Origin of the sequence: Nonomuraea sp. NPDC048892, assembly GCF_040649735.1 — a bacterium.
Classification (GTDB): domain Bacteria; phylum Actinomycetota; class Actinomycetes; order Streptosporangiales; family Streptosporangiaceae; genus Nonomuraea; species Nonomuraea maheshkhaliensis.
The window spans coordinates 48,324-74,167 of sequence record NZ_JBEZFZ010000019.1 but is presented as its reverse complement, the minus strand read 5'-3'; the positions used below and the strand labels follow the sequence as shown (position 1 = coordinate 74,167).

At 68.8% G+C, this 25,844-nt stretch carries 19 protein-coding genes and 1 pseudogene; 12 read left to right on the top strand and 8 right to left on the bottom strand.

The window, feature by feature from the left end; translation table 11 throughout:
- Window positions 1–2: 2 nt before the first annotated feature.
- From AB0C28_RS41175 to AB0C28_RS41165, 3 genes are read left to right on the top strand one after another with little or no spacing between them, the layout of a single operon-like run.
- Complete coding sequence (locus tag AB0C28_RS41175) at window positions 3–959, top strand: alpha/beta fold hydrolase (RefSeq protein ID WP_358080793.1); 957 nt, start codon at window positions 3–5, stop codon at window positions 957–959.
- Window positions 960–967: 8 nt separating this feature from the next.
- Entirely contained in the window at window positions 968–3,253 is a 2,286-nt protein-coding gene (locus tag AB0C28_RS41170; RefSeq protein WP_358080791.1) for a glycoside hydrolase family 95 protein, read from the top strand.
- Window positions 3,228–5,006: a hypothetical protein gene (locus AB0C28_RS41165; protein ID WP_358080789.1), complete on the top strand. Its 1,779-nt coding sequence runs from the start codon at window positions 3,228–3,230 to the stop codon at window positions 5,004–5,006. Before AB0C28_RS41170 ends, AB0C28_RS41165 begins: the two co-directional genes overlap by 26 nt.
- A 36-nt stretch (window positions 5,007–5,042) precedes the next feature.
- Here AB0C28_RS41165 and AB0C28_RS41160 read toward each other — a convergent pair whose 3' ends face one another.
- Genes AB0C28_RS41160 through AB0C28_RS41150 form a run of 3 tightly spaced genes read right to left on the bottom strand, consistent with a single transcriptional unit; the run spans window position 5,043 to window position 8,676 of the window.
- Entirely contained in the window at window positions 5,043–6,722 is a 1,680-nt protein-coding gene (locus tag AB0C28_RS41160; RefSeq protein WP_358080788.1) for a hypothetical protein, read from the bottom strand.
- A 26-nt stretch (window positions 6,723–6,748) separates the two neighbouring features.
- Complete coding sequence (locus tag AB0C28_RS41155) at window positions 6,749–7,681, bottom strand: carbohydrate ABC transporter permease (protein ID WP_357858433.1); 933 nt, start codon at window positions 7,679–7,681, stop codon at window positions 6,749–6,751.
- Complete coding sequence (locus AB0C28_RS41150) at window positions 7,678–8,676, bottom strand: ABC transporter permease subunit (RefSeq protein ID WP_357858436.1); 999 nt, start codon at window positions 8,674–8,676, stop codon at window positions 7,678–7,680. The genes AB0C28_RS41155 and AB0C28_RS41150 overlap by 4 nt, the downstream gene beginning before the upstream one ends.
- A gap of 446 nt (window positions 8,677–9,122) precedes the next feature.
- Between AB0C28_RS41150 and AB0C28_RS41145 the strand changes: the two genes are divergently transcribed.
- Window positions 9,123–11,711 (top strand): X2-like carbohydrate binding domain-containing protein, encoded by a 2,589-nt coding sequence (locus AB0C28_RS41145; RefSeq protein ID WP_358080786.1) that lies wholly within the window; start codon window positions 9,123–9,125, stop codon window positions 11,709–11,711.
- Here AB0C28_RS41145 and AB0C28_RS41140 read toward each other — a convergent pair.
- From AB0C28_RS41140 to AB0C28_RS41130, 3 genes and pseudogenes are all read right to left on the bottom strand, one after another.
- Window positions 11,689–12,129 (bottom strand): hypothetical protein, encoded by a 441-nt coding sequence (locus AB0C28_RS41140; RefSeq protein ID WP_358080784.1) that lies wholly within the window; start codon window positions 12,127–12,129, stop codon window positions 11,689–11,691. The genes AB0C28_RS41145 and AB0C28_RS41140 overlap by 23 nt on opposite strands.
- 174 nt (window positions 12,130–12,303) lie before the next feature.
- Window positions 12,304–12,831 (bottom strand): hypothetical protein, encoded by a 528-nt coding sequence (locus AB0C28_RS41135; protein ID WP_358080783.1) that lies wholly within the window; start codon window positions 12,829–12,831, stop codon window positions 12,304–12,306.
- A pseudogene (locus AB0C28_RS41130) lies at window positions 12,832–12,975 on the bottom strand (hypothetical protein); the annotation flags it as partial.
- A 110-nt stretch (window positions 12,976–13,085) separates the two neighbouring features.
- On the opposite strand from AB0C28_RS41130, the gene AB0C28_RS41125 reads away from it, so the two are divergent.
- From AB0C28_RS41125 to AB0C28_RS41090, 8 genes are all read left to right on the top strand, one after another.
- Window positions 13,086–13,802 carry a helix-turn-helix transcriptional regulator gene (locus AB0C28_RS41125; RefSeq protein WP_357858446.1) on the top strand — a complete coding sequence of 239 codons (717 nt, stop codon included), beginning with the start codon at window positions 13,086–13,088 and terminating at the stop codon, window positions 13,800–13,802.
- A gap of 50 nt (window positions 13,803–13,852) precedes the next feature.
- Window positions 13,853–18,562 carry a glycosyltransferase gene (locus AB0C28_RS41120; protein ID WP_358080781.1) on the top strand — a complete coding sequence of 1,570 codons (4,710 nt, stop codon included), beginning with the start codon at window positions 13,853–13,855 and terminating at the stop codon, window positions 18,560–18,562.
- 108 nt (window positions 18,563–18,670) lie between these two features.
- On the top strand, window positions 18,671–19,039 hold the full coding sequence (locus AB0C28_RS41115; protein WP_357858452.1) for a hypothetical protein: 369 nt from the start codon (window positions 18,671–18,673) through the stop codon (window positions 19,037–19,039).
- The gene (locus AB0C28_RS41110; RefSeq protein WP_357858455.1) at window positions 19,040–19,405 is read left to right on the top strand and encodes a hypothetical protein; all 366 of its coding nucleotides are present in this window, start codon (window positions 19,040–19,042) and stop codon (window positions 19,403–19,405) included. It abuts the gene before it with no gap.
- Between the two features lie 2 nt (window positions 19,406–19,407).
- Window positions 19,408–20,688 (top strand): caspase family protein, encoded by a 1,281-nt coding sequence (locus tag AB0C28_RS41105; RefSeq protein WP_357858458.1) that lies wholly within the window; start codon window positions 19,408–19,410, stop codon window positions 20,686–20,688.
- A 449-nt stretch (window positions 20,689–21,137) separates the two neighbouring features.
- Complete coding sequence (locus AB0C28_RS41100; protein WP_357858461.1) at window positions 21,138–21,521, top strand: TetR/AcrR family transcriptional regulator; 384 nt, start codon at window positions 21,138–21,140, stop codon at window positions 21,519–21,521.
- A 42-nt stretch (window positions 21,522–21,563) separates the two neighbouring features.
- Window positions 21,564–21,731, top strand: coding sequence for a hypothetical protein (locus AB0C28_RS41095; protein WP_357858464.1), 168 nt, complete (start codon window positions 21,564–21,566; stop codon window positions 21,729–21,731).
- A gap of 203 nt (window positions 21,732–21,934) precedes the next feature.
- Window positions 21,935–23,605, top strand: coding sequence for a hypothetical protein (locus AB0C28_RS41090; RefSeq protein WP_357858467.1), 1,671 nt, complete (start codon window positions 21,935–21,937; stop codon window positions 23,603–23,605).
- A 113-nt stretch (window positions 23,606–23,718) separates the two neighbouring features.
- Here the strand turns inward: AB0C28_RS41090 and AB0C28_RS41085 are convergent, their stop codons facing one another.
- Both AB0C28_RS41085 and AB0C28_RS41080 read right to left on the bottom strand, forming a co-directional pair.
- The gene (locus AB0C28_RS41085; protein ID WP_358080779.1) at window positions 23,719–24,927 is read right to left on the bottom strand and encodes a DUF2786 domain-containing protein; all 1,209 of its coding nucleotides are present in this window, start codon (window positions 24,925–24,927) and stop codon (window positions 23,719–23,721) included.
- An 81-nt stretch (window positions 24,928–25,008) separates the two neighbouring features.
- Entirely contained in the window at window positions 25,009–25,812 is an 804-nt protein-coding gene (locus AB0C28_RS41080) for a family 43 glycosylhydrolase (protein ID WP_358080777.1), read from the bottom strand.
- Between the last annotated feature and the right edge of the window lie 32 nt (window positions 25,813–25,844).

Genomic DNA, 25,844 nt, shown 5'->3' with positions numbered 1-25,844 from the left:
CCATGGCCATGTTCGACCTTCCCCTCGACCAGCTGCGCGACTATCGCCCGGCCCTCGACCAGCCGGACGACTTCGACGCCTTCTGGTCCCGCACGCTCACCGCCGCCCGCGAGCACGACCTGGCGGCCGAGGTGACGCCGTACGACGCGCTGCTGCCCGGGGTGCGCGCCTTCGACGTACGGTTCAGCGGCCACGACGGCCGGCGGGTGGCCGCCTGGCTCATCGAGCCCGCCATCGGCGACCGGCCGCTGCCCTGCGTCGTGCAGTTCATCGGGTACGGCGGCGGGCGCGGGCGTCCGCACGAATGGCTGTTGTGGCCGGCCGCCGGCTACGCCGTCCTCGTGGTGGACTCCCGCGGCCAGGGCGACGGGGACACCCCCGACCTGCCCGGTGACAGCACCCCACACCATTCCGGCCTGATGACCCGCGGCGTGCTCGACCCCGAGCAGTACTACTACCGCCGGCTGTTCACCGACGCGGTGCGGGCGGTGGACCTGGCGGCCACCCTGCCCGCCGTGGACCCAGGACGCATCGTGGTGGCCGGCGCGAGCCAGGGCGGCGGCATCGCGCAGGCGGTGGCCGGCCTGCACCCCCAGGTCCGGGCCGCGCTGATCGACGTGCCGTTCCTGACCCATTTCCGGCGGGCCACCGAGATCACCGACTCGTACCCGTACCAGGAGCTATCGGTCTTCTGCGCGGCCAACCGGGACCGCATCGAGCAGGTCTTCCACACTTTGAGCTACTTCGACGGCGTGAACTTCGCCGCCAGGGCCACCGCGCCGGCGTTGTACTCGGTCGGCCTCATGGACGACGTGTGCCCGCCTTCCACGGTCTTCGCCGGCTACAACCACTACGCGGGGCCGAAGCGGATGCAGGTCTGGCCGTACAACCGGCACGAGGGCGGCGGGACGTTCCAGGCGCCGGTCCAGTTGCCGTGGCTTCGCGATCAGCTGGCATGAGGAGTCCGATGTCTTCCACCGTTCTGTGCTACGACCGTCCCGCCGAGCGCTGGTTCGACGCGTTGCCGATCGGCAACGGCCGGCTCGGCGGCATGGTCTACGGGGGCGTGGACGCCGAGAGCGTCCGGCTGTCGGAGTCGACCGCGTGGTCGGGGGCGCCCTCGGCCACCGACGTGAGCCCCACCGCGCTCGGCGCGTTGCCGGCCGTGCGGCGGCTGCTGTTCGAAGGCCGGCCGGCCGAAGCCCAGCGGCTGGCCGAGGAGCACCTGCTCGGCCGGCCGACGACGTTCGGCACCAACCTGCCGCTCCCCCGGCTGCGGCTGGACTTCGGCGGCGGCGCGTTCCGCGGCTACCGCCGCCGGCTGGACCTCGACGACGGTCTCGTCCTGGTCGAGTACGAACAGGACGGCGTCCATCACGCACGGGAGGTCCTCGCCTCCCATCCCCACGGGGTCATCACGCTGCGCCTCACGGCCGACCGTCCCGGCGCGGTCGGCTTCACGGCCGGCCTGGAAGACAGCGTGTTCCCCGGCGAGGTCACAACCACCGCGTCCGGCGTCGCTTTTATAGGCCGCGCGGTCGAGTCGCTGCACAGCGACGGAAACCAGGGCGCCGCCGTCGAGATCCGGGTCCGGATCGAGGCCGAGGGCGGAACGCTGCGCCGCGACGCCCACACCGTCACCGTCACCGGCGCGGACGCGGCCGTCGTGTGGGTCGCGGTCGGAACGGACTGGGCCGGCGACGACCCGGCCGGGCGGGCCGAGAGGCTGATCGCCGCGGCCGCCGAGGACGGCTACGACGTGGTGCGCGGCGCGCACGTCGAGGACCACCGCCGCCTGATGGGCCGGGTGTCGATCGACCTCGGCGAGCCGGTCGACCTGCCCACCGACGTACGCAGGGAACGCCTCGCCCGCGGCGAGCGCGACGACGACCTGATCGCCCTGTACTTCCAGTACGGCCGCTATCTCACCATCGCCGGCTCCCGGGAGGACTCGCCCCTGCCGCTCGCGTTGCAGGGCGTGTGGAACGACGGGCTCGCCAGCACCTCGGGCTGGAGCGACGACTTCCACCTCGACATCAACACCCAGCAGAACTACTGGGCCGCGGAACCGGCCAACCTGGCCGAATGCCACACCCCGCTGGTCCGCTTCCTCCAGCGGCTCGCCGAGCACGGCCGGGACACCGCCAAGGGGATGTACGGCGCGGACGGCTGGGTCGCGCACACGGTGACCAACGCCTGGGGCTACACCGCGCCCGGCGCCGGCATGGGCTGGGGCCTGAACGTCACCGGCGGCGCCTGGCTCGCCCTGCAACTGTGGGAGCACTACGAGTACCAGCCGGACGAAGCGTTCCTCCGCGAGGAGGCCTACCCCGTTCTCCGCGACGCCGCGCTGTTCCTGCTCTCCTACCTGACGCACCATCCGGTCCACGGCTGGCTCGTGGCCGGCCCCTCCGACTCACCGGAGAACTGGTACCTGGCGCCGGACGGCACGCAGTGCTCGATCGCGATGGGCAACACCGCCGACCGCGTCTTCGCCGAGGCGATCCTGCGGATCTGCGGCCAGGCCGCCACCATCCTGGGCCTCGACCCTGACCTGCGCGAGCGCGTCGCCGCCGCCAGGGAGAGGCTGTCGCCGTTCCTGATCGGCCGGCACGGTCAGCTGCAGGAGTGGCTGGACGACGCCGAGGAGGCTGTTCCCGCCCACCGGCACACCTCACACCTGTGCGCGCTGTTCCCCGAGCGGCAGATCACGCCGCGCCGCACGCCCGAACTCGCCCGTGCCGCCGAGGTCGTCCTGGAACGCCGGCAGCGGGCGCCGGGCTGGGAGCAGACCGAGTGGGTGGAGGCCAACTTCGCCGCCTTCTACGCCCGTCTGCTCGACGGCGACAAGGCGCTGACCCACCTCACCAAGCTGATCGGCGACGCCAGCGAGGCGAACCTGCTCAGCTACTCCGTCGGCGGCATCGCCGGCGCCGAGCAGAACATCTACTCCTTCGACGGCAACGCCGGCGGCACCGCCGCGATCGCCGAGATGCTGCTGCAGTCCGACGGCGAGGAGGTCGAGCTGCTGCCGGCGCTGCCGTCCGCCTGGCGCGACGGCTCGGTCCGGGGGCTGCGCGCCCGCGGCGGCTTCACGGTCGCCGTGGCCTGGCGCGACGGGCGGCTGCACCAGGCACGGATCGACTGTGACAAGGCGGCGCGCACCCGCGTCCGCTATGGCGACGCCGTCATCGACGTCGCCTGCCATCCGGAGGAAGGACTCATGCTTGAGGAGCACCACTTCAAGGGCTGAACGCGGCACGGTGGACGTGACCGCGTTCGGGGCCGACCCGACCGGCCGGGCCGACTCGGCCCCGGCGGTCGCCGCGGCACTGCGGCACGCCAGAACCCTCCGCCGTCCCGTCGAGATCGTGTTCGCCGCCGGCACGTACCAGCTCTACCCCGAGCATGCCGAGCTCCGTGAGCTGTACGTGTCCAACACCGTCGGCGCCGATCAGCGTTACCGGGACAAGCGGATCGGGCTGCTCGTCGAGGACATGAGCGACGTGACGATCGACGGCCGCGGCGCCAGGCTGGTCTATCACGGGCTACAGACGGCGTTCGCGGCGATCCGCTCCGCGAACGTGACTTTTACCGATTTCTCCATCGAGTACGCCACCCCGAAGGTGATCGACGCGACGGTCGCCGCGGCCGGCGTCACCGGCGGGCGGGCCTGGCGCCACCTGTCCCTCCCGCCCGGCACCCTCTACCGCGTGGACGGCACCCACATCACCTGGCTCGGCGAGACAAGCCCGGCGAGCGGGCAGCCCTACTGGTCGGGCGTGGACGGCCTGGCCTACACGCAGATCCACGACCCCGCCGCGCGAAAGACCTGGCGGGGGGACAACCCGCTGTTCATCGACGTCGCCGCGGTCACCGACCTGGGTGCGGGCCGGATCCGCATCGACTACGCCGGCGCGACGCCACCCGCCGACGCGGGCCTCGTCTACCAGATGCGGCTCATCGAGCGCGAGCACCCGGGCGCGTTCATCTGGGAGTCGCGGAACGTCACGATGCGCTCGATGAACGTCTGCTACCTCCAGGAGTTCGGCGTCGTGGGACAGTTCAGCGAGAACATCACGATCGACCGGGTGAACTTCGCACCTGACCCCGCGTCCGGCCGGACGTCGTCATCGTTCGCCGACCATGTCAACCTGTCCGGTGTCAAGGGCAGCGTCACGATCACCGGCTGTACCTTCGACGGGCCGCATGACGATCCGATCAACGTGCACGGGACCTACCTGGAGGTGACCGGTCGGCCTGCGCCGGCCACCCTCACCCTCGCCTACAGGCACCCTGCCGGATTCCCGCAGTTCTACCCCGGTGACCAGGTGCGCTTCATCGACAAGCGCACGATGACCCCGCTCCCCGGCCCGCCCGCGGCCGTCATCGCGGTGGACGGGCCGAGCGGCACGGACCACACCCGGCCGCTGACCACGATGACGGTGACGTTCGACCGCCCGGTGCCCGATGGCGTAGCGGCCGGCGGCACGGTGACGGAGAACGTCACGTACACGCCGGAGGTCCTCGTCTCCGGCAACGTCTTCCGCAACGTGCCGACCCGCGGCGTGCTGGTGACCACGCCGAAGCCCGTGCTGATCACCGGCAACCGGTTCGACGGCATGTCGATGGCCTGCGTCTTCATCTCCGCCGACGCCTCCTCGTGGTACGAGTCCGGCGCGGTCGCCGACGTGGCCATCCGTGGGAACACCTTCGCCAGGCCCGCCGGTCCCGTCATCTTCGTGGAGCCGACCAACGAGGTCGCCGCCCTGGTGCACCACGGCATCTCGGTCGAGGACAACACGTTCGAGGTCGGCGACGTGACCGTGGCCGACGTCAAGAGCGCCGGCGGGTTCCGCTTCACCGGCAACACCGTGCGCCGCCTGGATGGGCCGGACCGGCCGCCGTACGCCTCGCCGCTGTTCGTCTTCCACGGCAGCTCCGGCATCGTGATCGCGGGCAACCACTACGACCCGGGCCTGAACCCGTCGGTGATCGACGAATGAGGGGAGTCCCGGCCGGGCCGGGACTCCCCTCTCACGTCAGCTGGTGGGCTTGTTCTTGTCGTACGCCTGCTGGTAGAGCTCCAGGTAGCGCTTCATGCCGAGCCCGTCCAGGCCCTTGACCCAGGCGTCCCACTCGGTGTCGATGTTCTTCGACCCGGTGATGAACGCGAGCTGGCCCTGGCTGACGTAGCTGTCGAGGTTGGTCTTCAGGGTGGCCAGCTCGGAGACCACGCTCGGGTCGGTCCAGACCTGCGCCTCGGGGAAGACCTTGGCCTTGTCCACGTGCGGCTCGTAGATCTTCGTCGCCTCGAACAGCCGCCGTTCCAGGCCGGCCTCGGAGTAGATGTCCATCGGCACCGTCTGAGCGTTGCGCAGCGCGAGCGTGACGTAGTACTGGCCCATGGACGACCAGGCGACGTTCTTCGGAACGTCGGCGGAGGGCAGCGTCTTCCAGGTGGGCTTCACCTTCGTGTCGAGGGCCACGTCGTCGGGGCCGGGCTTGACCCAGCCGACCCCTTCGGGCCCGTTGTTGGCGATGATCTGCCCCTCATCTGTGTAGATGTAGTCGAGCATCTTGATCGCCGCGACGCGCGCCTCCATGCTCGACTTGTTGGTCAGCATGAAGGTGTAGCCGATCGAGGTCGGGTTGTTGTACGCGGTGTAGCTCTTGCCCGTGGGACCGGTCAGCGGCGGCGCGGGGTCGTACTGCTTGTCCCGGCCGTCCTTGGAGGCGAGCTGGACGAAGATGCCAGGCCACAACACGGGCGAGGAGCCGATCCTGACCGCGTCCGGGTCGTTGCCGACGGCCTGCAGCGCCTCGGCGTTCTGGGTGAAGGACGCCTGGTCGATCAGGCCTTCCTCGTAGAGCGACTTGATGTACTTCACGCCCTCGCGCCACTCGGGCTTGTCGACGGGCGTGGTGACCTTGCCGCCTTCAAGCTGGAGCAGTGACGGGACGCCGTTGCTGGCGCCGTACGGGGCGTAGGCGAACGCGCCCATCAGGTAGCCGATCAGCGTGCTGTCCTGCTTGTCGGTGGTCATCGGGATCTCGTCGGCCTTGCCGTTGCCGTTCGGATCCTTCGTCTTGAACGCCCGCAGAACCTCGCGCAGTTCCTCGGTCGTCTTCGGCATCTCCAGGTTGAGCTTCTTCAGCCACGCGGAGTTGATCCACAACTTGTTGGGGTAGGTGCAGTGGTAGCAGTCGGACCACTGCGGCAGCGCGTAGATGTGCCCGTCCGGCGCGGTCGACATCGCCTTGAGCACGCTGTTGGAGTCGAGCGCCTTCTGGATGTTCGGCGCGTGCTGCTTGATCAGGTCCTCCAGCGGCATCGCGACACCCTGCTTGCCGAGCTTCTGCAGCTCGGGCTTGGTGAACGCGTCGACGTAGGGGATCAGCAGGAACAGGTCCGGGTAGTCGCCGCTGGAGATCGCGATCTGGCGCTTCTCCTTGGCCGCCCCGCCGTCCATCGTGGTGCTCTGGAACTGGAACTTGATCTTGAACTTGTCGCCGAGCAGGGTCGTGACCTGGTTGGTGTCGAGGTTCATGTCGGGGTCGGCCGCCGCCATCGCCGAGATGACGACCTTGTCGCCCTCCATCTTCGCCTTGGGGGCGCTTTCCGTGCTGCTTTTGTTCCCGCCGGAGGAGCAGCCCGCCGCGAGCAACGCCGCGGCGGCCACGACTGCGGCGATCCTGTTTCCTGGTGAATGCGGCTTCATGGCACTGTTCCTTTTCTTGAGTTTCTTCACCCCTTGACCGCCCCCACCATCGCGCCCTTGGTGAAGTGCCGCGCGATGAACGGGTACATCATCAGCACGGGCAGGCTGGAGACGACGATCAGCGCATATCGCAGGACGTTGGCCAGCTGGATCTGATGCATTTGCTGGGCCAGGTCCACGGCGCCCGTCCTGGGCGTGTTGAGAATGAGGATGTTGCGCAACACGATCTGCAGGGGGAACAGATCGGGGTCCTTGAGATAGACCAGGGCGTCGAAATAGGTGTTCCACTGGTAGACGGTGTACATCAGCGCGAGCACGGCCAGCAGCGGCTTCGACAGCGGCAATACCACCGACCGCAGCGTCCGCAGTCCGCTCGCCCCGTCCAGCATCGACGCCTCGTACAGCTCGTCGGGGATCGAGTTCGCGAAGAACGTGCGGGCGATGATCACCTGCCAGACGCCGATCGCGTTGGGAATGAGCAGGGCCCAGCGCGTGTCGAGCAGCCCGACATCCTGGACCACCATGTACGTCGGAATGAGACCGCCGGAGAACAACATCGTGAAGATGAGCAGCGTCATCAGCACATTGCGCCCGTAAAAGGATTTGCGCGACAGCGGATACGCGATGGCCACCGTCAGCGTGACGCTGATCACCGTGCCGGCGGCGGCGTAAATGAGCGAGTTGTAATATCCCTGCAGGATCTCCGCGTTGTTCAGGATGGTCTGGTAGGCCTCCACCGAGAATTCGACCGGCCAGAACCGCACCCGGCCCGCGTTGACCGCGGCCGGGCTGCTGAGCGAGCTGGCCACGATGTAGATGAGCGGCAGCAGCACTATCGCCAGCACGACCAGCAGCATGAGCCTGACGACGATCAGCATCAGCCGGTCGCCGAGCGGTTCGCGGACCTTCGACGCAGCCGGGCTGGTGCGCCGCAGCTTGGAGGTGAGCAGGGTCGTCATCGCCACAGTCCTCTTCCGGTGATGCGCTTGGCCGCGAAGTTGACCACCAGCAGCAGGCAGAGATTGACCACCGAGTTGAACAGGCCCACGGCGGCGGCCATGCTGAAGTCCGCGTTGATCAGGCCGGTCTTGTAGACGTAGGTCGGGATGATCTCCGACTGCGCGAGGTTCAGGTTGTTCTGCAGCAGGTACGCCTTCTCGAACCCGATCGCCATCATGTTGCCCACGCCGAGGATCAGCATGATCACCGCGGTCGGCATGATTCCCGGCAGATCCACGTACCGGATCCGCTGCAGCCGGGTGGCCCCGTCGATCTTGGCCGCCTCGTGCAGCGCCGGGTCGATGCCGGCCAGGGCGGCCAGGTAGATGACGGCCGCGTAGCCGGCGGTCTGCCAGACGTCGCTCCACACGTAGATGTGCCGGAAGGCATCCGGCTCGCCGAGGAAGTCGATCGGGGCCATGCCGAACACGGCGAGCAACTGGTTCACGATGCCGATCCGGGGCGAGAGCACCAGGATGATCATCGAGACCACGACCACGGTGGAGATGAAGTACGGCGCGTAGGTGACCATCTGCACGGTGCGCTTGAACCAGCCGTTGCCGATCTCGTTCAGCGCCAGCGCCAGCAGGATCGGGATCGGGAAGCTCGCCAGCACCACGTAGAAGGACAGCAGGAAGGTGTTCTTCAGCAGGTCGACGAAGACCGGGTTGCTGAACAGCCGCTCGAAGTTCTGCAGCCCCACCCACTCGCTGTCCCACGGACCCAGCACGGGGCTGTAGTCCTTGAACGCGATGACGTTGAACGCCATCGGTACGTACTTGAAGATGATGAAATAGGCGACCGGCACGCTCACCAGCAGGTACAGCTGCCAGTGCAAGCGCCAGGACTTGCGCGCCTCGGACCAGCGGCCGCGCCGATGCGCCGCGGCGGCCGGGCGGGCCGGATCCTCGTTCGCGCTCGGCGAGCGAAGCGGATGCGAAGTGGTGGCCGACATCAGACCGCCCGCTTCCGGGCGGATGGGCCGGTTCGCGCCGGAACCGGCGCCGCAACCGCACCCAGGCCCGAGATCGCCGCCCGAGCCGCCTGCAGGACAACGAGCAGGCCGAACTGACGAGGGTTACCTGGCGGTCTCCTCACAGTCATACCTCCTACATGCGGGACGGGGTGGCACCCGGCCGAGCGCCGATTTTTAGAAACATGGCCGAAACGTAAGCCCAATAATTTCCTTCGTCAAGTATTGATTTGCCAACCGCATCGGCCCTACGCTCGGCGGCACTCTGTGCTCGTCACCCACCCGGCACCGAGTTCTCGCGCCCATCTCGAACTCGCCCATCCGCACCGGCTTCGAGCGCCGGGCCTCGGGTGCCGCACCCCAGCGGTCGCCGTCCATCCGACGCCTGCCCGTTCGAGGATCGGTACTTCCACCCAGGAGGTGTGACCGTGAGGTCACCGCTACGCATCGCCGCCTCTTTAGGCGGCCGGCGAACCCGCGCCGCCGCCCTCGTCCTGTCCGCCGCGCTGCTCCTGTCGCCGAGTGCCCAGCCGGCGTCCGCCAGCAGCCCCGAGCCGACCACTGGGCCGACCACTGGGCCGACCACTGGGCCGACCACTGGGCCGAGCGCGCGGCCGACCGCGGGGCCGATCGGCCCCAAGCGGGCCCCGGCACTCGGCGCGCGGGCCGTTGCGCCCGCACCCGGCTCGTCCACCGCAGGGGCCAACGGGCCGTCCGCCTCGGCCGCCGACCCCTGGGCCGTGCGCCCGTACATGGGGTGGAGCAGCTACAGCATGCAGGTCTACTCCGGCAACGGCAGGTGGATCACCGCCGACCAGATCATCAAGCAGTCCGACGCGATGCGCGCCAAGCTGCAGAAGTACGGCTACGAGTACATCAACGTCGACGCCGGATGGAACGACGGGTTCGACGCCAACGGCCGGCCGAAGCCCAGCACCACGCTCTACCCGCAGGGCCTGCAGAAGGTCATCGACCACGTCCACGCGAACGGCCAGAAGTTCGGGCTCTACCTGATCCCCGGCATCGGCCCTGACGTCTACAACGCGAACCTGCCGATCGCCGGCGCCCCCGGCTGCACCACGCGCGGCATCGCCGCCCAGCCCCTGCGGCCCTCCGACTACTGGGGCATCGGCTACCGGATCGACTTCTCGAATCCGTGCGCGCAGAAGTACGTCGACTCGATCGCCGACCTGCTCGCCGAGTGGAAGGTCGACTTCGTCAAGTTCGACAGCGTCACGCCCGGATCCGGCGTGAGCGACCTGTCGCTCGACGCCCGCGACGACGTCGCCGCCTGGTCGACGGCGCTCAAGGCGCGCAAGATCTGGTTCGAGCTGTCCTGGGCGCTCGACCCGAAGTACGCCGACTACTGGCGCTCCAAGGCGAACGGCTGGCGGATCGACTGGGACGTCGAGTGCTACTGCGCCGGCGAGGCGCTCACCGGGTGGCAGAGCATCTCCCGGCTCTTCCCGCTGGTGTCGACCTGGTGGCGCCACGGCGGGAACGGCGGGTGGAACGACCTCGACTCGCTCGACATCGGCAACGGCACCATGGACGGCCTGACCCGTGACGAACGGCAGACCGCGATGACGCTGTGGGCGATCTCCGCCGCGCCGATCTACACCGGCAACGACATGACCAAGCTCGACGCGTACGGGCTGAGCCTGCTCACCAACCCTGAGGTGATCGCGGTCGACCAGGCCGGCACCCCGGCGCGCCCGGTCTCCACGACGGCGCAGCAGCAGGTCTGGTACGCGCTCAACGCCGACGGCAGTTACACGGTCGCGCTGTTCAACCTCGGCCGTACCGACAAGGACATCACCGTCAACTGGTCGGACATCGGGCTGAACGGCGCCGCCACCGTCCGCGACCTGTGGGACCGCAAGGACCTCGGCCGCTTCGCCGGCAAGTTCACCGCCACCACGGTCCCGATCCACGGCGTGCGCCTGCTCAAGGTGACGCCCCAGCGCGGCGCCGCGGTCGCCGTCAACGACGACGCCCTGCGCGTCCGGTACGAGGGCGAGTGGACCCGCAACGGCGGCAAGGAAGTCGCCGCCACCTCCCAGCCGCTCACCGTGAACGTCACCGACACCGGCACCCCCGCCCCGCCGTCGACCGGCCCCGTCCGCACGGTCGTCCACGACGACACCGACCCGGAGATCGCCTACCTCGGGAACTGGTCGCAGAGCACCGGCCGAGGGCTCGGCGACTACAACGACAACGTGCACTACACCGAGCGCGACGGCGACGCGTTCGAGTACACGTTCCAGGGCACCGGCGTCTCGTACGTCACCGAGATGGACACCTCCCAGGGCGATGTCGACATCTACCTCGACGGCCGTTTCGTGAAGACCGTGCACACGGGACGTGAGCAGGGCCAGCCCCGCCTCGCCCAGCAGACCGTCTTCACGGTGAACGACCTGCCCAACGGCAGCCACACGCTCCGGGCGGTCAAGAAGTCCGGCTCCTTCATGCTGCTCGACCGCATCGACGTGCTCCAACCGAGCCTGATCGACCCGTTCGCGGCGTCGTTCGACCGCAAGGCGCCGGCGGACGTGCAGGTGAAGCTCCTGCGCGACGGCAGCGAGTTCGTCGGCGTCTCGCGCAGCGGCACCGCGCTCGAACGGGAGCGGGACTACACCCTGTCCGGCTCGACCGTGACCCTGCGCTCGGCCTATCTCGCCGGCCTTCCGCTCGGCGCGGCGCAACTGGACTTCGCCTTCCGCGGCGACCACCTGGACGACGTCCACGCCACGACCCGCGACGGCGACTCCGTCTCCTACACCTTCACGGGAACCGGCCTCGACTGGATCACCGCCACCGCACCCGACCAGGGGCTCGTCGACGTCTACATCGACGGCAAGCTCGTCCGCCAGGTCGACACCCACGGTTCCGTGCGGGCGACGCAGCAGACCGCGTTCAGCGTCTCAGGGCTGAGGAACGGAGAGCACACCTTCAAGGCGGTCAAGGCTTCGGGCGACGTGATGCGCACCGACGTCATCCGCTACACGATCCGCTGATCACCCCGGGTGGGCGGGGCGCGTCCGGGCGCCCCGCCCACCCGGCGGTTCGGCTCCGCGGCGCCGCGCGGCCGTGACGTGGTGGGTGTAGGCCAGATGCTCGGCCCGCTCCTCGTTGCCCTCGGCGATCGCGTCGAGCGCACTCGCCCAGCCTACCGTCCCGCTGGGCGCCGATGAGCCCGGCGACCAGCATGTCCGCCTCGGTCAGGCTCTCGTACAGGTCGCTGACCAGCGCCTGCGACCGTTTCCGCGCGGCGAACCTGGCGACCAGGCCGCGCAGCCGCGCCTCCGTCTCGGCGATCTCGTCCAGCGTCTCGGGGTCGTACCGCGCGATCTGCAGCGAACGCGGCCCGGTGCGTACGACGACCCGCTCGTGGATGAGCTGCCGCAGCGCCTCGCGCACCGGCGTCTGGCTCACGCCGAGCCGGGCCGCCAGGTCCCCGCTCGGTGACCCTCTGCCTGCGCGCCAGCCTGCCGTCCTGCACGGCGGCGCGCAGCCACGCGTACACCTGATCGGCCAGGCTGGGGGCCTGGACGCCGTCCCAGAACCAACTGCCACCCCGACACCATATGCTGTAGCAAAGCCTGCCTGTCAGGGTGCGATGCCCACGCCGTCGATCCGGCTCCAGGCGCGCTCCTGTGCGGCCGTCATCGCGGGCCAGCTCCGGCCGGTGTGCGCCCACCTGTCCAGCGCCGTGATGGAGGCGGCGTACTCGGAGTCGCTCAGCTTTCCGTGCTCGGACTCCGTCGTGAAGGTCTGCACGAGCCGCCCGCCGCGGCCGGCGGCCCGCAGCGTGGCGCGGTAGGCCGCCTCGTGCTCGACGAAGACCTGCGGGTCGTGGATCGCGTGCAGGGTCAGGACCGGCAGGTTCACCCGGCCGGTGAGGTCGCTGTCGTACGACAGGTCGCGGCGCGCCGCGGGATCGGGCGAGAACCGGGCCACGCCCGCGTTGAGCGCCTGGTCGTCGTGGGAGCCGGTGTACCGCACGCCCCGGTTGCCGAACGGGTTACGGCCGCCGAGCCGCTTGACCACGATGTCGTGGAACAGGTACGTCGCGTACAGCAGATCCGTCTTCAGGGACTTCTCCTGGACGTTCGAGTCGTGACTGTGGGACCTCATCAGCGCCTCGGCCCGGTCCCCGTCGCCGACCGCGATGGCCGCGAAGATGGCCCGGTGCTGCCCGTACCGCTCGTTCCAGCCGGCGCAGCGCCTCGCGGACGGGGGTCGCGCTGATGGCGAGCGACTCGGCCAGCCCGCGCTCAGCCCAGTCGCCAGGTCGCTTTATCCCGCAAGCGGCTTACCTTTCGGGCATGCCTTCTATGGCTACGTATGACCGGTGGACGCGCCCCAAGATCCAGGAGTAAACATGGTGTGTGACCACCGATCGCCTCTCCGTAGCGACCAAGAACGGCCACCACGGCCACATAGGCGGAGCGGACAACGCCCTGGGCAAGGAAATACGCCGAAGGCGCGAAGCCGAGGGCATGTCACTGGCCGATCTCGCACAGAGAATCCATTACTCCAAGGGATATCTGAGCAAGGTGGAAACAGGTCGAGCACATTGCAGCCCAGCACTCGCTCAAGCCTGTGACAAGGCGTTCGGCGCGGATGGCAAGCTGGCGGCCCTTGTCGCGGAAGGCAGCGCCGGTGACCGTCCGGAACGCCCCAGCACCGTGTACGGCCTGGAGTTCCTCGCCGCCCTCGACGCGGCCCACAAAGCCCTTCGCGAGGTGGCCGGGACCGAGCCGCACGATCCGGATGACCACGCGGCGCGCGCCAACAGGGCAGTACACGAGGCCGGACTTTACCTGGCCAGAGAGCGCCTGCTCGTGTCCGGGACCGTTCTAATGGTCACCAGCGGCGAGGAGGCGTTCCTGCGGCTCGTCGCGATCCGTGACACGATCCGGGCAGGAGCCAAGCTTGAGTCGCCCCAATATCACGAGGCGTACCACCGATACGCAGAAGCGCTCTGGTCATTTCGCATGGAAATGCGCGCCGAATTCGGTCAGCCGCCCTTGCTGCCCGAACTGCTCAACCTTACCGATTGGTCTGATCGGGAACGCTGCCGGCGTTGCGCCGGCACATCCTGATCGTTTGTTCCGCGCCCACTCCGAGACAGTCAGGTACCGTCTGGACCACCATGCGTGATGCCCCTTCCGAAGAGGGACCGCGAGCAACTCGCGTCCTCGCACTGGACACCGATTGGTTATCGATTCATGGCGGCATGACGACTTTCAATCGTCAGCTGTGCACCGCCTTGGCCGCGGCAGGGGCACGTGTCTTCTGCGTAGTGCTTTCCGCGTCCCCTGACCAGATCCTGCACGCCGCCAGAGCCGGTGTCACGCTGATCCTGGCCCCGATGACTCCCGGCGGATCTGGACGGGACGCGCTGATGCGGCCCGTCGAGCTGCCCGATGGCATCGCACCCGACATCGTGATCGGCCATGGGCGCATCACGGGGCCCGCCGCACGAGCGCTGGTCGAGGACCAGTACACCAGTGCGGCCAGGCTGCACGTGGTGCACACCTCACCCGACGAGACGGAATGGGCGAAGACGGACGAGGACCACCCCATCGGCGAACGGGCCGAGGACCGCGTGCGGGTGGAGAAAGAGATCGCGCAGGGTGCCACCGGCATCGCCGCGGTCGGGCCCAGGCTTCACGAGCAACTGATCCGCGACCTGTCGGCGACGGCTGATCCGCCAGTGGCCCTGCGCCTCGACCCCGGGTTCGACGTGAAGGACCGCGGTGACCGGAGTCCCCCTCCGGGCGGCCCGAAACAGATCCTGATCCTCGGGCGGCTGGAGGACCAGAGACTCAAGGGCCTCGACATCGCGGCCAAGGCCGTTGCACACGCGATCGGACACCGGGCCGACAGCGAAACCGAGGTCGAGATCCTGCTACGGGGAACACCTCAAGGTAAGCAAGCGGAACTGCACATAGCCTTCGTCACCTGGACCGGGAAGGCTTCCTTACGCATTGCCATGCGGTCGTATTCGGAGGTCGAGACAGACCTCCAGGAAGACATTCGGCGCGCGACGCTGGTGCTGATGCCCTCGCGAGCGGAGGGATTCGGCCTGGCGGGCGCGGAGGCCATAGTCGCCGGCACGCCTGTGCTGGTGAGCCGCAGAAGCGGCCTCGGCGCATTGTTGCGCCAGGTCCTGCCGGCGGACGATGCGGCGCGCATCGTCATTCCTGTGCATGACGACGATACCGACGTTCGTAACTGGGGAGATGCGATCGCGTCGGTACTCGACAACGCCGACGCGGCCTTCGCCCGCGCGAGCCGCGTCCGCCGGGTCCTCGCCGAGCGGTGCACATGGTCCAGTGCGGCGGCCAAGGTCCTCAGCTTGCGAGCCCCCGGTGCGGGTGTCGCTCCCCTGACGCACGCGCGCAAACACTGGCTCGCGAGCGTTCGGGTGTTCTTGCCGGGCGGCAGAGCCGAGTGCCTGTTCACCGGCCGGAGGCGCGCGATCGAGCACATCGTGCGATGGATCTCCGCACGACACGACCGGCCGGTCTGCGTGGTGACCGGCGACCCCGGGTCGGGCAAATCAGCGATCCTCGCGTGGTTCGCCCTGGGCGGCGATGATACGGAGGTGGGCGAATCGTTGTACGACGAGTCAGCCTATCCCCGCCATCCCGGGCCGCTGATCAAGGCGGTGGTGCACGCGAAGGCATTACGCCTGCAGGCGGTCGTGGAGGCGATCGCCGAGCAGCTGGGGCTCGTGTGCGCCGATGCCGACCAACTGCATGCCGAACTCGCCGAGCTCTCCACCCCGACCTGCATCGTCCTCGATGCCGTGGACGAATCACCCGACGCGCCGGAACTGATCAAGCAGATCGTTCAGCCGATCATCCGGCGACGCGCCACCACTTCCGTTCGCCTGCTCGTCGGTGCGCGCCGGCATCTCGCCCAGCGACTGTCCAAAGGCGTTGAGTCCGTGGACCTGGACCGGACCGACGAGGACGGCTTCGCCGATCCGGACGCCCTGGCGGAGTACGCCTTCCGCATCCTGGTCTCCGCCGCGCCTGTCGACGGTTCGGGACTGTTCACGTCCCAGGAGAGGACCCGCAGGGTGGCCAACGCCCTAGGTAGACGCGCGGGCTGTTCCTTCCTGATCGCCCGGCTCAGTTCCCTGACCGTCGCGGAGCGTGGCGAGATCCTGCCCGACCGCTCCTTCCCCGATTCGGTGGAAGCGGCGATGGACGGCTACCTCGACGCGCTGCCCATTGACCGCGCGCAGGCCGAAGATCTGTTGCGACCGCTCGCTCATGCTCATGGGCTCGGGCTTCCGTCCGCTCTGTGGCTGCGGCTGGCGGGCGAACTCGCCGGTGCGCCGGGCAGGTACACGGTCAGCGACCTGGTCGATCTGTTCGCCGGGCCCCTGGGCTCGCTGATCACCGCCACGCGTCAGGCGGGTATGGACGGACAGCCCTTGGGCCGTCCTCTCTACCGGCTCTTCCACGAGGCGTTGGACGACACCCTGTCCTCTGTTCCCGCCGCCTTCCCCGACGCGCCGCGGCCGGGACCGGAAGTGCGGGAGACGATCTCCACGGCCTTGGTGGCCTCCGTCCGTTCCGAGGCGGGCACACCGGTATGGGCCGAGGCCGACCCGTACGTCCTCGCGTACGTCCTCAGCCACGCGGCGGGAACCTCGGTTCTGCCCCGGCTGACACGGGACGCGATGTTTCTGGTGAGGGCGGGACGGACGACCGTCGTCCGAGCCCTGCCGAACATCACCGCCGCCGACATGCCTGCGGCCTCCGCCTACGAGTCCGTCGCGCGGCATCAGGACACGGAGACCCCGGTCCCGGAACGGGCCGCCTACCTGGCGCTGGGGGCACTCAGGTCGGGAGATGCTGGCCTCATCCAGGCCTGGCAGCCGCAGGCGCGTCTGCCCGGAGCCCCGTGGTGGCCGCTTAAGGCGCGCTGGCGCCCCATCGTGGGGCATCAAATCGCGCGGAAGCACCGTCTGTCGATCAACCAGGTAGGCGTCGCGACCGTATTCGAGGAAGTGGTCGTGCTCAGCGGTAGCGACGACAGGACGCTGGCCATCACCAATCTGCCCGAGGCATGGTCAGAGGACAGGGGATCCACGACCAGAATCGCGGACACCGATCAAGCCATATCGTTCGAGCACGCCGTGCGGGCGCTGGCCGTGGCCGAGGTCGACGGGTTGCCGCTGGTCGTCGTGGGAACAGCGGGCGGGCAGCTCCACGTGCTCGAGCTCCCGGGCGGAGCGGCACTCACGCGGCCCAGCCAGGCGGCCGGCGCCGCGGTGTCCGCGCTGGCGACCGTACAGCACGCATCCGAATGGATCGCCGTGGCGGGCTATGCGGACGGGCACCTGCGTCCCTGGCACGTCCTGCCCCTGCAGCCGCTCGCTCCGGCGACGTCGATCGACGGGACCGGAGTCGACCGGATCGTGCCCGGTCTGCGGGGAGACGTCCTTCTCGTGACAGGCAGCGGATTCCTCTGGCACTGGGAGATCGGCACCGGCCGCCTGCTTCGGCGCTCGGCAGCGGATGAACCGCGGGTGACCGCACTCGCCGCGATCCCGGGCGACGATCCCGCTCTCTGGGCGGTCACCGGGCACGACGACGGCAGCGTGCGTCTATGGCCGGCCGGCCCCGTGCCCGCGGTGACGACCGTCCAGGTGCCCGGTTCCCCGCTCATCAGCACGATCTCAGCCGCACGCGTAGGGGCCAAGCTGCTGGTTCTGCTGGCCGGTGAAACGGACGACGTACAGATCATCGACGTCGCGAGCCGCGCGTTGTGGCCGATCGCGTTGAGCGGTCACGGCGAGCCGCTGTGGGATCTCACCACCGCCGACATCGCCGGGCGCCCCATGGCGGTGGGCGGGGGCGAGGACGACGGTGTCCACCTGTGGCCCCTTAGCGGTATCGACGCCATACAGCCGCAGGACCGCTTCGTCGCCGAACGCTGGTCGACCTCCCGTCTCGCGGCGGCCGGACCCCGAATCCTGGCCACCGTATCGAATGACCAGGGTCGGTTCGCCGTCTTCGACGCGCTGGCGGGCGATCGCGTGGCCGGCCCGTTCGGCCCTCCCGAGCCGGAACTTCTGAGCACAACCGCACTGGCCCTCATCGAAGGACAGGTCTGGTACGCCGCGGGAACGGAGAACGGGACCCTCGGGATCGGAATCGCGCCCGGCCCTCCGACGTGGTCGAGCGGCGCGGAACCTGACTGGATCGTCTACTCGGGCTTCCTGGTCCTCGACGGCCGGCCGATCCTGGTGAGCGTGACGAGCGGCGGCATCGTCTCCATCAGGGACGAAGTCGCGACGCGTCCGCATGCCCGCCGAGATCAGCTCCTCACGGGGCTGGAGCAGGCGGTGACCGCCGTATCTATCGCTCCTGATCCCGATGGCGGGGCGGTGCTACTGGCCGGGGACCGGTCAGGCCGGGCAGGGGCGTGGCGGCTGTCTGATCTGAGCCCCGTCGCGCCCGTGCGGAGCATCGCCTCCGAAGCCGTGCGCAGTCTCATGTCGTCCCCAGCGATCGGCGGTGTCGTCGCCGGTACCCACTCCGGGCTACTGCTGCTGGAGACCCGGCACGGTCTGCTGACGCATTCAGCGCACCGCCGGTCTGTGACCTGCACGTTGGAGACCGAGGATCTGCTCATTTCCGGCGGCGAGGACGGGTTGATCAACGTCTGGCGCAGCGCGCGCATGGGGAACCCGCCCGTCAGCATCGACGTCGGCGCGCCGATCAGCGATCTTCTTTCACTTCCTGACGGCACGCTCGCGGCCGGTACCAGCCATGGAACCGTGGTCATCGATCCGCACACGCGGGACAGCGATGGTTTCCCATCGTTTCCTCAGTAGTGCCGACGGGAAACGTCTGGAAATCACGCCGTGGACCGACGAAGCTGTTGACATTTCTTTCCGCGCTGCTCCGTGCGGATCCCTCAAGGCGAAGAGGCGGCTCGGCCCATGCGCGTGCGCAGCAGTTTCAGCATTTTGGTGGTGGCGTCGAGCGCCGCCCTCAATCTTCTGTCCCCCGGCGTCTCGCGGGCGGCCGGACTGCCGGCCTGCGCCTATCCGTATGTCTGTTTCTACCGGATGCTGGATGACTCCTCGGTCGTGAAGACCGGCCAGCTCCGGGATTTCACTCGCGGATGGCAACGACTGGGCGTCAGCAGAGGGGCGATCTACGGCTGGAACACCAGACGTGACGATGTGCTCCGAGTTCTGTACTCCAGCGGCTTCGTGTCGTGTTATCCGCCGAACCGGATCTTCGGGTTCACCGGAATTGCGACGGCCGTACGGATCGACCCATCACCGACCTGCGAGAACATGTAAATGGATGAAATAAGAATCAGCGGAGCCGGCCACAACCCCGAGGAAGCCATAGAATCACTCTGGGAATGGCTCCACGACGAACCCGAACTCCGCGGCCGAGTGACGCAGGGCCATCCGCCCGTCTCGGACGAGGACCTGGGCATGGCGGTCGAGATCGTCATCACCGCCGCATCCTCGGTCACCGTGATGACGGCACTGGCGCAATCCCTGCGGACGTGGCTGACTCAGCAGCGCGCCGACGTGAAGATCGAAATCACCCATGCCGACGGCCGGAAGACCTCGCTGTCGGCGCAGCGGGTGAGAACCTCGGACGTCCAAGCCCTCCTGCGCGAGGCGCAGGCGCCGGCACCGCCGGATGAGGCTTGACCATGCGACTTCCGGATCCGCATCGATCCAGAGCCATCTTGATCGGGACGTTCACCTACGCCTCGTCGAATCTGCGTTCGCTGCCCGCCGTGAAGAACAACCTCAGGGATTTGCACCAGGTCCTCACCGACCCCGCGCTGGGAGGTTTGACACCGGAACGATGCATCGTCGTGCCGAATCCGAAGAACCCGCGAGAGGTCTTCGGCCCGCTCGCGGCCGCCGCGAAAGACGCGCAAGACACGCTGCTGGTTTATTACGCCGGTCACGGCCTGGTGGGGCCGCAGCACAACGAGCTCTACCTCACGCTCGAGGACACCGAAACCGACGCCTTGCCCGTCACCGGACTCAAGTTCGACGTCGTGGGGGATCTGGTACGGAACAGCGGCGCCGACAATCGCATCCTCATCATGGACTGCTGTTTCAGCGGGCGTGCCGCCAAAACGTTCTTGCCGCTGGGCGACGAGAACAGCATTCTCGGCCAGATGGACATTAAAGGCGTTTACACGCTTACCTCCTCCGCACCCAACCGGGCCTCCACAGTGCTGCCAGGTGCCACATATACGGCGTTCACCGGCGCGCTGCTCACCTTGGCCCGTAAGGGGATACCCGACGGACCAGAATTTCTGACCATGAGGAAGATCTACCAAGAAGTGCACAACTCCCTGCAGTCCGAGGGGTTCCCAGAGCCGAACCAGCTCAATACCGACACCGTCGACTCATTGGCATTGACGCGTAACTGCGCACTGCCGGGAGCAGCCAAGCCCGTGGCCGAGTACACGCCGCGCCGCAGATGGGCACAGCTTCGTTACCGGTTCGCCAGACTGCGGAGGAGAAAAGGATGGCGCATCGCATTCGCGATCGTCGCCACGATCGCGATAGGGACCCCCGTCGTCCTCAATTTCGATGAATTCGCCTCAGGCGAAAATCCGCCAGCCTCCGCAACGCTGACGTTCCAACGACAGCTGAAGTGCACGCGAGGTTCAGTGTGCCTGTGGCCGGAACCGAACTACGAGGGGCGCATGTGGAAGTGGACGCCGAAGCCCGACTCAAAGGTGGCCCTGCCCTCCTATCTGAAGAACCACGTGGGCTCGTTCGACGTGCAGGTGGAGGCAGGAGTCTGCTTCAGTGACACGGACGCCGAATCGGAGCAGCGCGTTCCAGCCGCCATGGAGGATTGGGGCTGGAACTACAACCTCCGCTTCGGCAGCAAGATGGACCAGGTTGAGTCCTGGTGCTCCGAACTCAACCAGCGAGTGAAACCCAGCACGTCGAGTACGGGATGACGAATTCTGGCGCCGCGTTGGCGGGCTCGCTTGATCAGGCCGGCCTGCCGGGCGTACCGCTAAGTCGCCTTCTGGCCCAACGCTCGGCATAGCAGTTCACCTCGGGCCTCTGCGGCCGTGTCTTCATGCCCACAACGTCGAACACCATGTCGAAGACGAACCATCCCTGCGGACGCCAACGTTCAGACTGCGTGTCTTGCTCCGGCAGGGCGGACGCGCGACTCCTCGGCGTTGACTTACTCACCTAAGGTCAATATTAATGACCTCAAGTCAACAATCTTCGAGGAGTTGCCATGTCCCAGGCGGCCGATGGTCTCCAGCTGGTGAGCCGGTTGCTCGACCCCGCGTCGAGGCCCCGGATCACATGGCGGATCACGCGGCGAATCGCGCCGGAGCGACCACGTGTGCGCCGGCCGCGGCGGCACGGACGCGTCCACTAATCTGGGGCGATGGTCAGCTCCAGGAGCCGCCGCCGGCTCTCCCCCGAGGCCAGGCGCGGCGAACTCATCGACGCCGCCGTCCGGCTGCTGGAGTCCGGCCAGGAGGTGAGCAACTGGGTCCAGGCCGTCACCGCCGAGGCCGACGCCGCCAAAGGCACGTTCTACGTCTACTTCTCCTCCTGGGAGGACATGCTCGCCGCCGTACGCGACCGCGTGCTGCGCGACTACGTGGAGCGCTTCGACCGAATCGCTGAGACCACCGAGCCGATCGACTGGTGGGCCACCCTCGACGCCGAGTGTGCGGCGGCCATCGAGGCGATCGCCCAGCCGGGCGGCCTGCATGCCGCCGTCTTCCACCCCGGCCCCGTGCGGGTGTCCGCGGACGAAGGATAGAGGGCCACACTCGACGCCATCGCCAGGGCACTGCGCCGCGGCATGGACGAAGGGGCGTTCCGCCAGGTCGACCCGCACACCACGGCCACGATCCTGTTCACGGTCCTGCACAGCGCGGGTGACGCGATCGGCGCGGGCGAGCAGCCGGAGCGGTGGCTGGAGGCCGTCCGTGACCTGACCCGCCACTGGCTCGCCCCGTCCCCGCGGTAGCCGCCGGCGTCATCCCAGCTCACGCAGTGAATGGCGGCTGTCGTACTGGATCGGCCGACAACCTCAGCCCGGTCCGCCTGATCGCCTCCCAGATGGACGCTCGACAGGCTGAGCGGCGGCCAGAGGCCGAGGCCGTTTCTGGACGACGATGATCACATGTGCGAACATGTGTTCGACAATCGTCCTCCCTGAATGGAGTGCCTGTGCGCCTCTCAAGCTCTGGCAGTGTTCCTCTCACCCACCGATTAGTCGCCCTGGCCGGGACCCTGTTCCTGGCAGCGGGCCTGCTCGTCGCTCAGGCACCCGCCGCCTCGGCCGCCAGCACCGTCATCGACCTCGGTGTCGCCGCCGGCAGGGGCGGCGACGTGGTGGGGCAGAGCGGCAAGATCTTCATCGCCGCCGACGATCGGATCGTGGTCACCGACAGCGGCGGCACGCTCATCGACACGATCGGCGGCCTGTCCGGTGCCATGGCCCTGTCCGTGGCGGACAACGGCAGGAAGGTGTACGCGGCGCTGCGCGATTCGCATGAAGTGATCGAGATCGACATCGCGACGCTCGCCATCATCCAGCGGATCGACCTCACCGCCTACCCGTGCCCGTCCACGCTGGCCCAGTCGTACGAGCGGGTGTGGGTCGGATACGGCTGCGGCCAAGCAGGTCAAGGAGGCGTCGTCGCCCTTGAGCTGTGGCGGCCGGTGCCCGTCCTCGTCCCGGTCGAGTCGGGCACGACGCAGCCTCCGCTGGTCGCCGTCGCCGGAAGCACCCTGGTGGCGGGAGAGCCGGGAGCCGGCCCCGCCTCGATCAAGGTGTACGACGTCAGCACCGCCCCGGCCACCCCGCGCGGCGAGATCCGTGTCGACACGTCCCCGCGGGACCTCGCTGTCGGCGACTACGGATCGACGGCGCTGTCGGCGCTGAGCGACACCCACCGGTTCGACGCCTGGGACACGACGACCAACGCCAGGACACGCTCCTACTACAGCGGCAAGCTGAGCAAGCACGGCCTCCCCACCGCCGTCGCGGGCGGCCCGGACGGCGCCTACGTCGTGGGCGGCTGGAACTCCGCCGCGGGCGACGCGGCGGAGTTCGTGGAGTACGACCCGGCCACGGCGGAGGTGATCTACTCGGCCGCCCACCGGGGGAAGACACTGGTGGCGGGCAGCATCGCCCTCTATGGCATATTCACCTTTGCGGTGCTGAAGGAGCCCGGCACCGGGCGCATGCACCTCTGGCGGCTGCCGCGTTCGCCGTTCCACGCCTCCACCCTGACCATGGCGGCGCCCTCCGAGGCAACCACGCTGAAGCAGCTGACCTTCACCGGGCAGCTCACGCTGAGCTCCGGCGCGCCGCCCGGGGTGCAGACGCTTGAGCTGCATCGCCGGCTCCCCGACGGCACCGACGGGCCCTTCCAGGAGGTCACCACGGAGGCGGACGGCACGTACCGGTTCACCGACACCGCACCGGCAGTCGGGTCGTACGAATATCGGTTGTCCTGGCCGGGCAACTCCTGGTTCGAGAGCAGCCGCGCCTCGGCTGTCGTCGAGGTGGGCCGGTACCAGCCGGTGCTCACGGTGACCGGCCCGAAGAGCGGCGCCGTCGGCGAGCCACTCGAATTCGACGGAACGTTCGCCGCCGACGGCATCACCTTCCCGCGCACCTTTGTCACCGTCGTACGCAACGTCTCCAACTCCGACGGCACCACCTCGGAAGGCGTGGCCAAGATGACCGCCGCCGACGACGGGTCGTTCAGCTTCACCGACACGCCGGCGAAGGCCGGCAAGCACACGTACGTCATCCAGGTGCTGGGGAACTCGACGATCGAGCCGGCGAGGACCACCCACGTGGTCCTCGTCCCCCGGCCTCCCGCGTAACCTCCCGGCAGGGGTGGCGGCGATCCGCATCGCCGCCACCCTGCCGGACGGGAGCGTTGGATCAGGCGTAGCAGGGAAGACCACGCCGATCTCCGCCTCGCCGCCGGCGACCGCTACCGGTCACGCGTGCCGAGGCTGGCCTGGTCGGCGGCGGTGCGGCCGGCCGCCCAGCCCTCCCGGTCCCAGGACGTGCGCGTCCGGTGCGAGACCAGGTTCGGGAACATGCGCTCGACCGCCTGCTCCACCTCCTGTTCCCGGGCCGCCAGCACCGGCTCCAGGTCGGTGCCCCGGCCGGCGCTCTCCTGCGCGACCGCGGCCGCCGTGGCCTCGGCCAGCCGCTCGCCGATCCTGGAGGCGAAGGCCGACAGGAACGACTGGCGGAACGCCTTGTTCCTGGACCGGCCGGAGCCGTGCTTCTTGGTGCCCGAGTTCTCCAGCGTGGTCTGCGCCTGCACCAGCAGCGAGGTGAACAACATCTCCACCCAGGACAGGTCCGCCGGGAACCCCAGCACGGTGGCGAACCCCAGCTCCCGCGACCAGATCACCCGGCACCTGTTGGCCTCGGCGACGAGGTTGAGCAGGACGGCCTTGGGCTGCTCGTACGGCGCGTCGACGCCGACCCGGACGCCCTCCGGCGCCGCGCCCCCACCCTGCCGAGCCCCCAGCGCCTCCAGCGCCGCCGCGTCGAGCATCGCCTCGTCGATGCTGTACTTCGCCATCAGGCTCTGCGCCGCCGAGGTGAATGTCTGCGCCTCCGCCTCGTACGGCGTCGACTCCGCCTTGGCCAGCAGCCCCCGCACCCGCGTGAGCGTCTTCTCGCTGACCGCGTGCGGGCGTGCCCGGACCGTACGGCGGGCATGGCCGGGCGGCGGGCCCAGCATTTCCAGCCGGGGCAGCCCGGTCAGCAGCCGCAGCAGTTCCAGTACGCCGGAGACGGTCACCAGCCGGCCGGCCCCGTCGCGGGCCTGCCGCGCCGCCAGGTAGCCGCCCTTCCACCACACCGTGGCCGCCAGGCCGGCGAGCTGGTCGCGCCAGCGCTCGTCCACCGTGTCCTGCGCGTAGGACCGAAGCTCCCAGGCGATGAGATCGGCCGCCACCCGCTCGTGCCGGTCGCTCAGCCGCCTGGCCGCGATCCTGACCACGTCGGCGGGCTGCCAGCCGTTCCGCCACACCCCCGAGATCGCCCGCGTGGCGGCCTCCACCAGCACACGATCGGCGTCGTCCCGGTCGGCCAGGAAGGCGGCGGCGGAGTCGAAGGCCGCCTGATCCTCGCGGGCCAGCGCGTCCATCGCCGCGCTGATCAGCTCATCGGCCTTGTTCACACGTTCCGTCCACGTCAGGGAAAGTCCGCCTGAACCTTACCGGGCGCGGCCCCCGTCCCTGCTCACCGGCGCGGGGTCCGCTTACCGATCGTACTCGGCGAGGGTGACGGTGGTCTCGTGCTCCACGAGCGGACGGATGATCGCCCGTTCGTGGGGAGTGGTGTTCGGCCGATGCAGGGTGAGCGCCAGGCTCTGGTCGCGCAGCCGTACGATCATGCCGCCGTCCCTGGACCACAGCGCCTGCTCCTCCTGCGTCCACGGCCCGGTGACCTGCCCGGACGACGAGTGGGCGATGCCCATGGCGTACCCTTGGTCGCCGAAGCTGGACCACAGCATGATCAGGTGCTCGCCGGCGAGGCGGAACAGGAACGGGCCGTCGGTGACATAGACGGGCAGCTCGGCGGCGCGGGCCTTGGGGTGGTCGAGTGGCCTGGCCCACGGAGCGTCGGAGGCGTTGAAGAGGAAGACGGGTACGCCGTCCGCTTCGCGCAGGTCCGGGGTGAGGCGCTGGGCCCAGACGGCGCCGTCGTGGATCTGGGTCCGCTCCTGGCAGTAGACGAGCCAGGGGGCGTCGTCGACGAAGAGGGTGCCGTCGAGGCACTGCCACTTGCGGGGCGTGATCGCACCCTCGCTCCACGGCGTGAACGGGCCCTGCGGGGCGTCCGCCACGAGCACCTGCGTTCCCCGGTAGCCGTCCGGGGCGGTGAAGGTGGCGAACATGAAGAACCGGCCCTGATGCTCGTGCACCTCGGGAGGAACCGTCGTCGAGGAGGAACGGGTCGCGGATCTGGATGTCGTCGAGCGTGCGCCCGCCGCCGGCCGAGCGCTCCTCGATGAGCCCTGAGTCGTCGGACATCGGCGATCCCCTCTTCGTGCGCGTGCCACGTGACCAGGTATCGTAACGCTGCCCTGGGGCC

Excerpts from the sequence above, each read along its gene's own strand:
- AB0C28_RS41120 (WP_358080781.1), top strand. The coding sequence starts at position 13,853 with ATGCGTGATGCCCCTTCCGAAGAGGGACCGCGAGCAACTCGCGTCCTC.
- AB0C28_RS41160 (WP_358080788.1), bottom strand. The coding sequence starts at position 6,722 with ATGAAGCCGCATTCACCAGGAAACAGGATCGCCGCAGTCGTGGCCGCC.
- AB0C28_RS41115 (WP_357858452.1), top strand. The coding sequence starts at position 18,671 with ATGCGCGTGCGCAGCAGTTTCAGCATTTTGGTGGTGGCGTCGAGCGCC.
- AB0C28_RS41155 (WP_357858433.1), bottom strand. The coding sequence starts at position 7,681 with ATGACGACCCTGCTCACCTCCAAGCTGCGGCGCACCAGCCCGGCTGCG.
- AB0C28_RS41095 (WP_357858464.1), top strand. The coding sequence starts at position 21,564 with ATGGACGAAGGGGCGTTCCGCCAGGTCGACCCGCACACCACGGCCACG.
- AB0C28_RS41150 (WP_357858436.1), bottom strand. The coding sequence starts at position 8,676 with ATGTCGGCCACCACTTCGCATCCGCTTCGCTCGCCGAGCGCGAACGAG.
- AB0C28_RS41170 (WP_358080791.1), top strand. The coding sequence starts at position 968 with ATGTCTTCCACCGTTCTGTGCTACGACCGTCCCGCCGAGCGCTGGTTC.
- AB0C28_RS41105 (WP_357858458.1), top strand. The coding sequence starts at position 19,408 with ATGCGACTTCCGGATCCGCATCGATCCAGAGCCATCTTGATCGGGACG.
- AB0C28_RS41135 (WP_358080783.1), bottom strand. The coding sequence starts at position 12,831 with ATGAGGTCCCACAGTCACGACTCGAACGTCCAGGAGAAGTCCCTGAAG.
- AB0C28_RS41100 (WP_357858461.1), top strand. The coding sequence starts at position 21,138 with ATGGTCAGCTCCAGGAGCCGCCGCCGGCTCTCCCCCGAGGCCAGGCGC.
- AB0C28_RS41175 (WP_358080793.1), top strand. The coding sequence starts at position 3 with ATGGCCATGTTCGACCTTCCCCTCGACCAGCTGCGCGACTATCGCCCG.
- AB0C28_RS41110 (WP_357858455.1), top strand. The coding sequence starts at position 19,040 with ATGGATGAAATAAGAATCAGCGGAGCCGGCCACAACCCCGAGGAAGCC.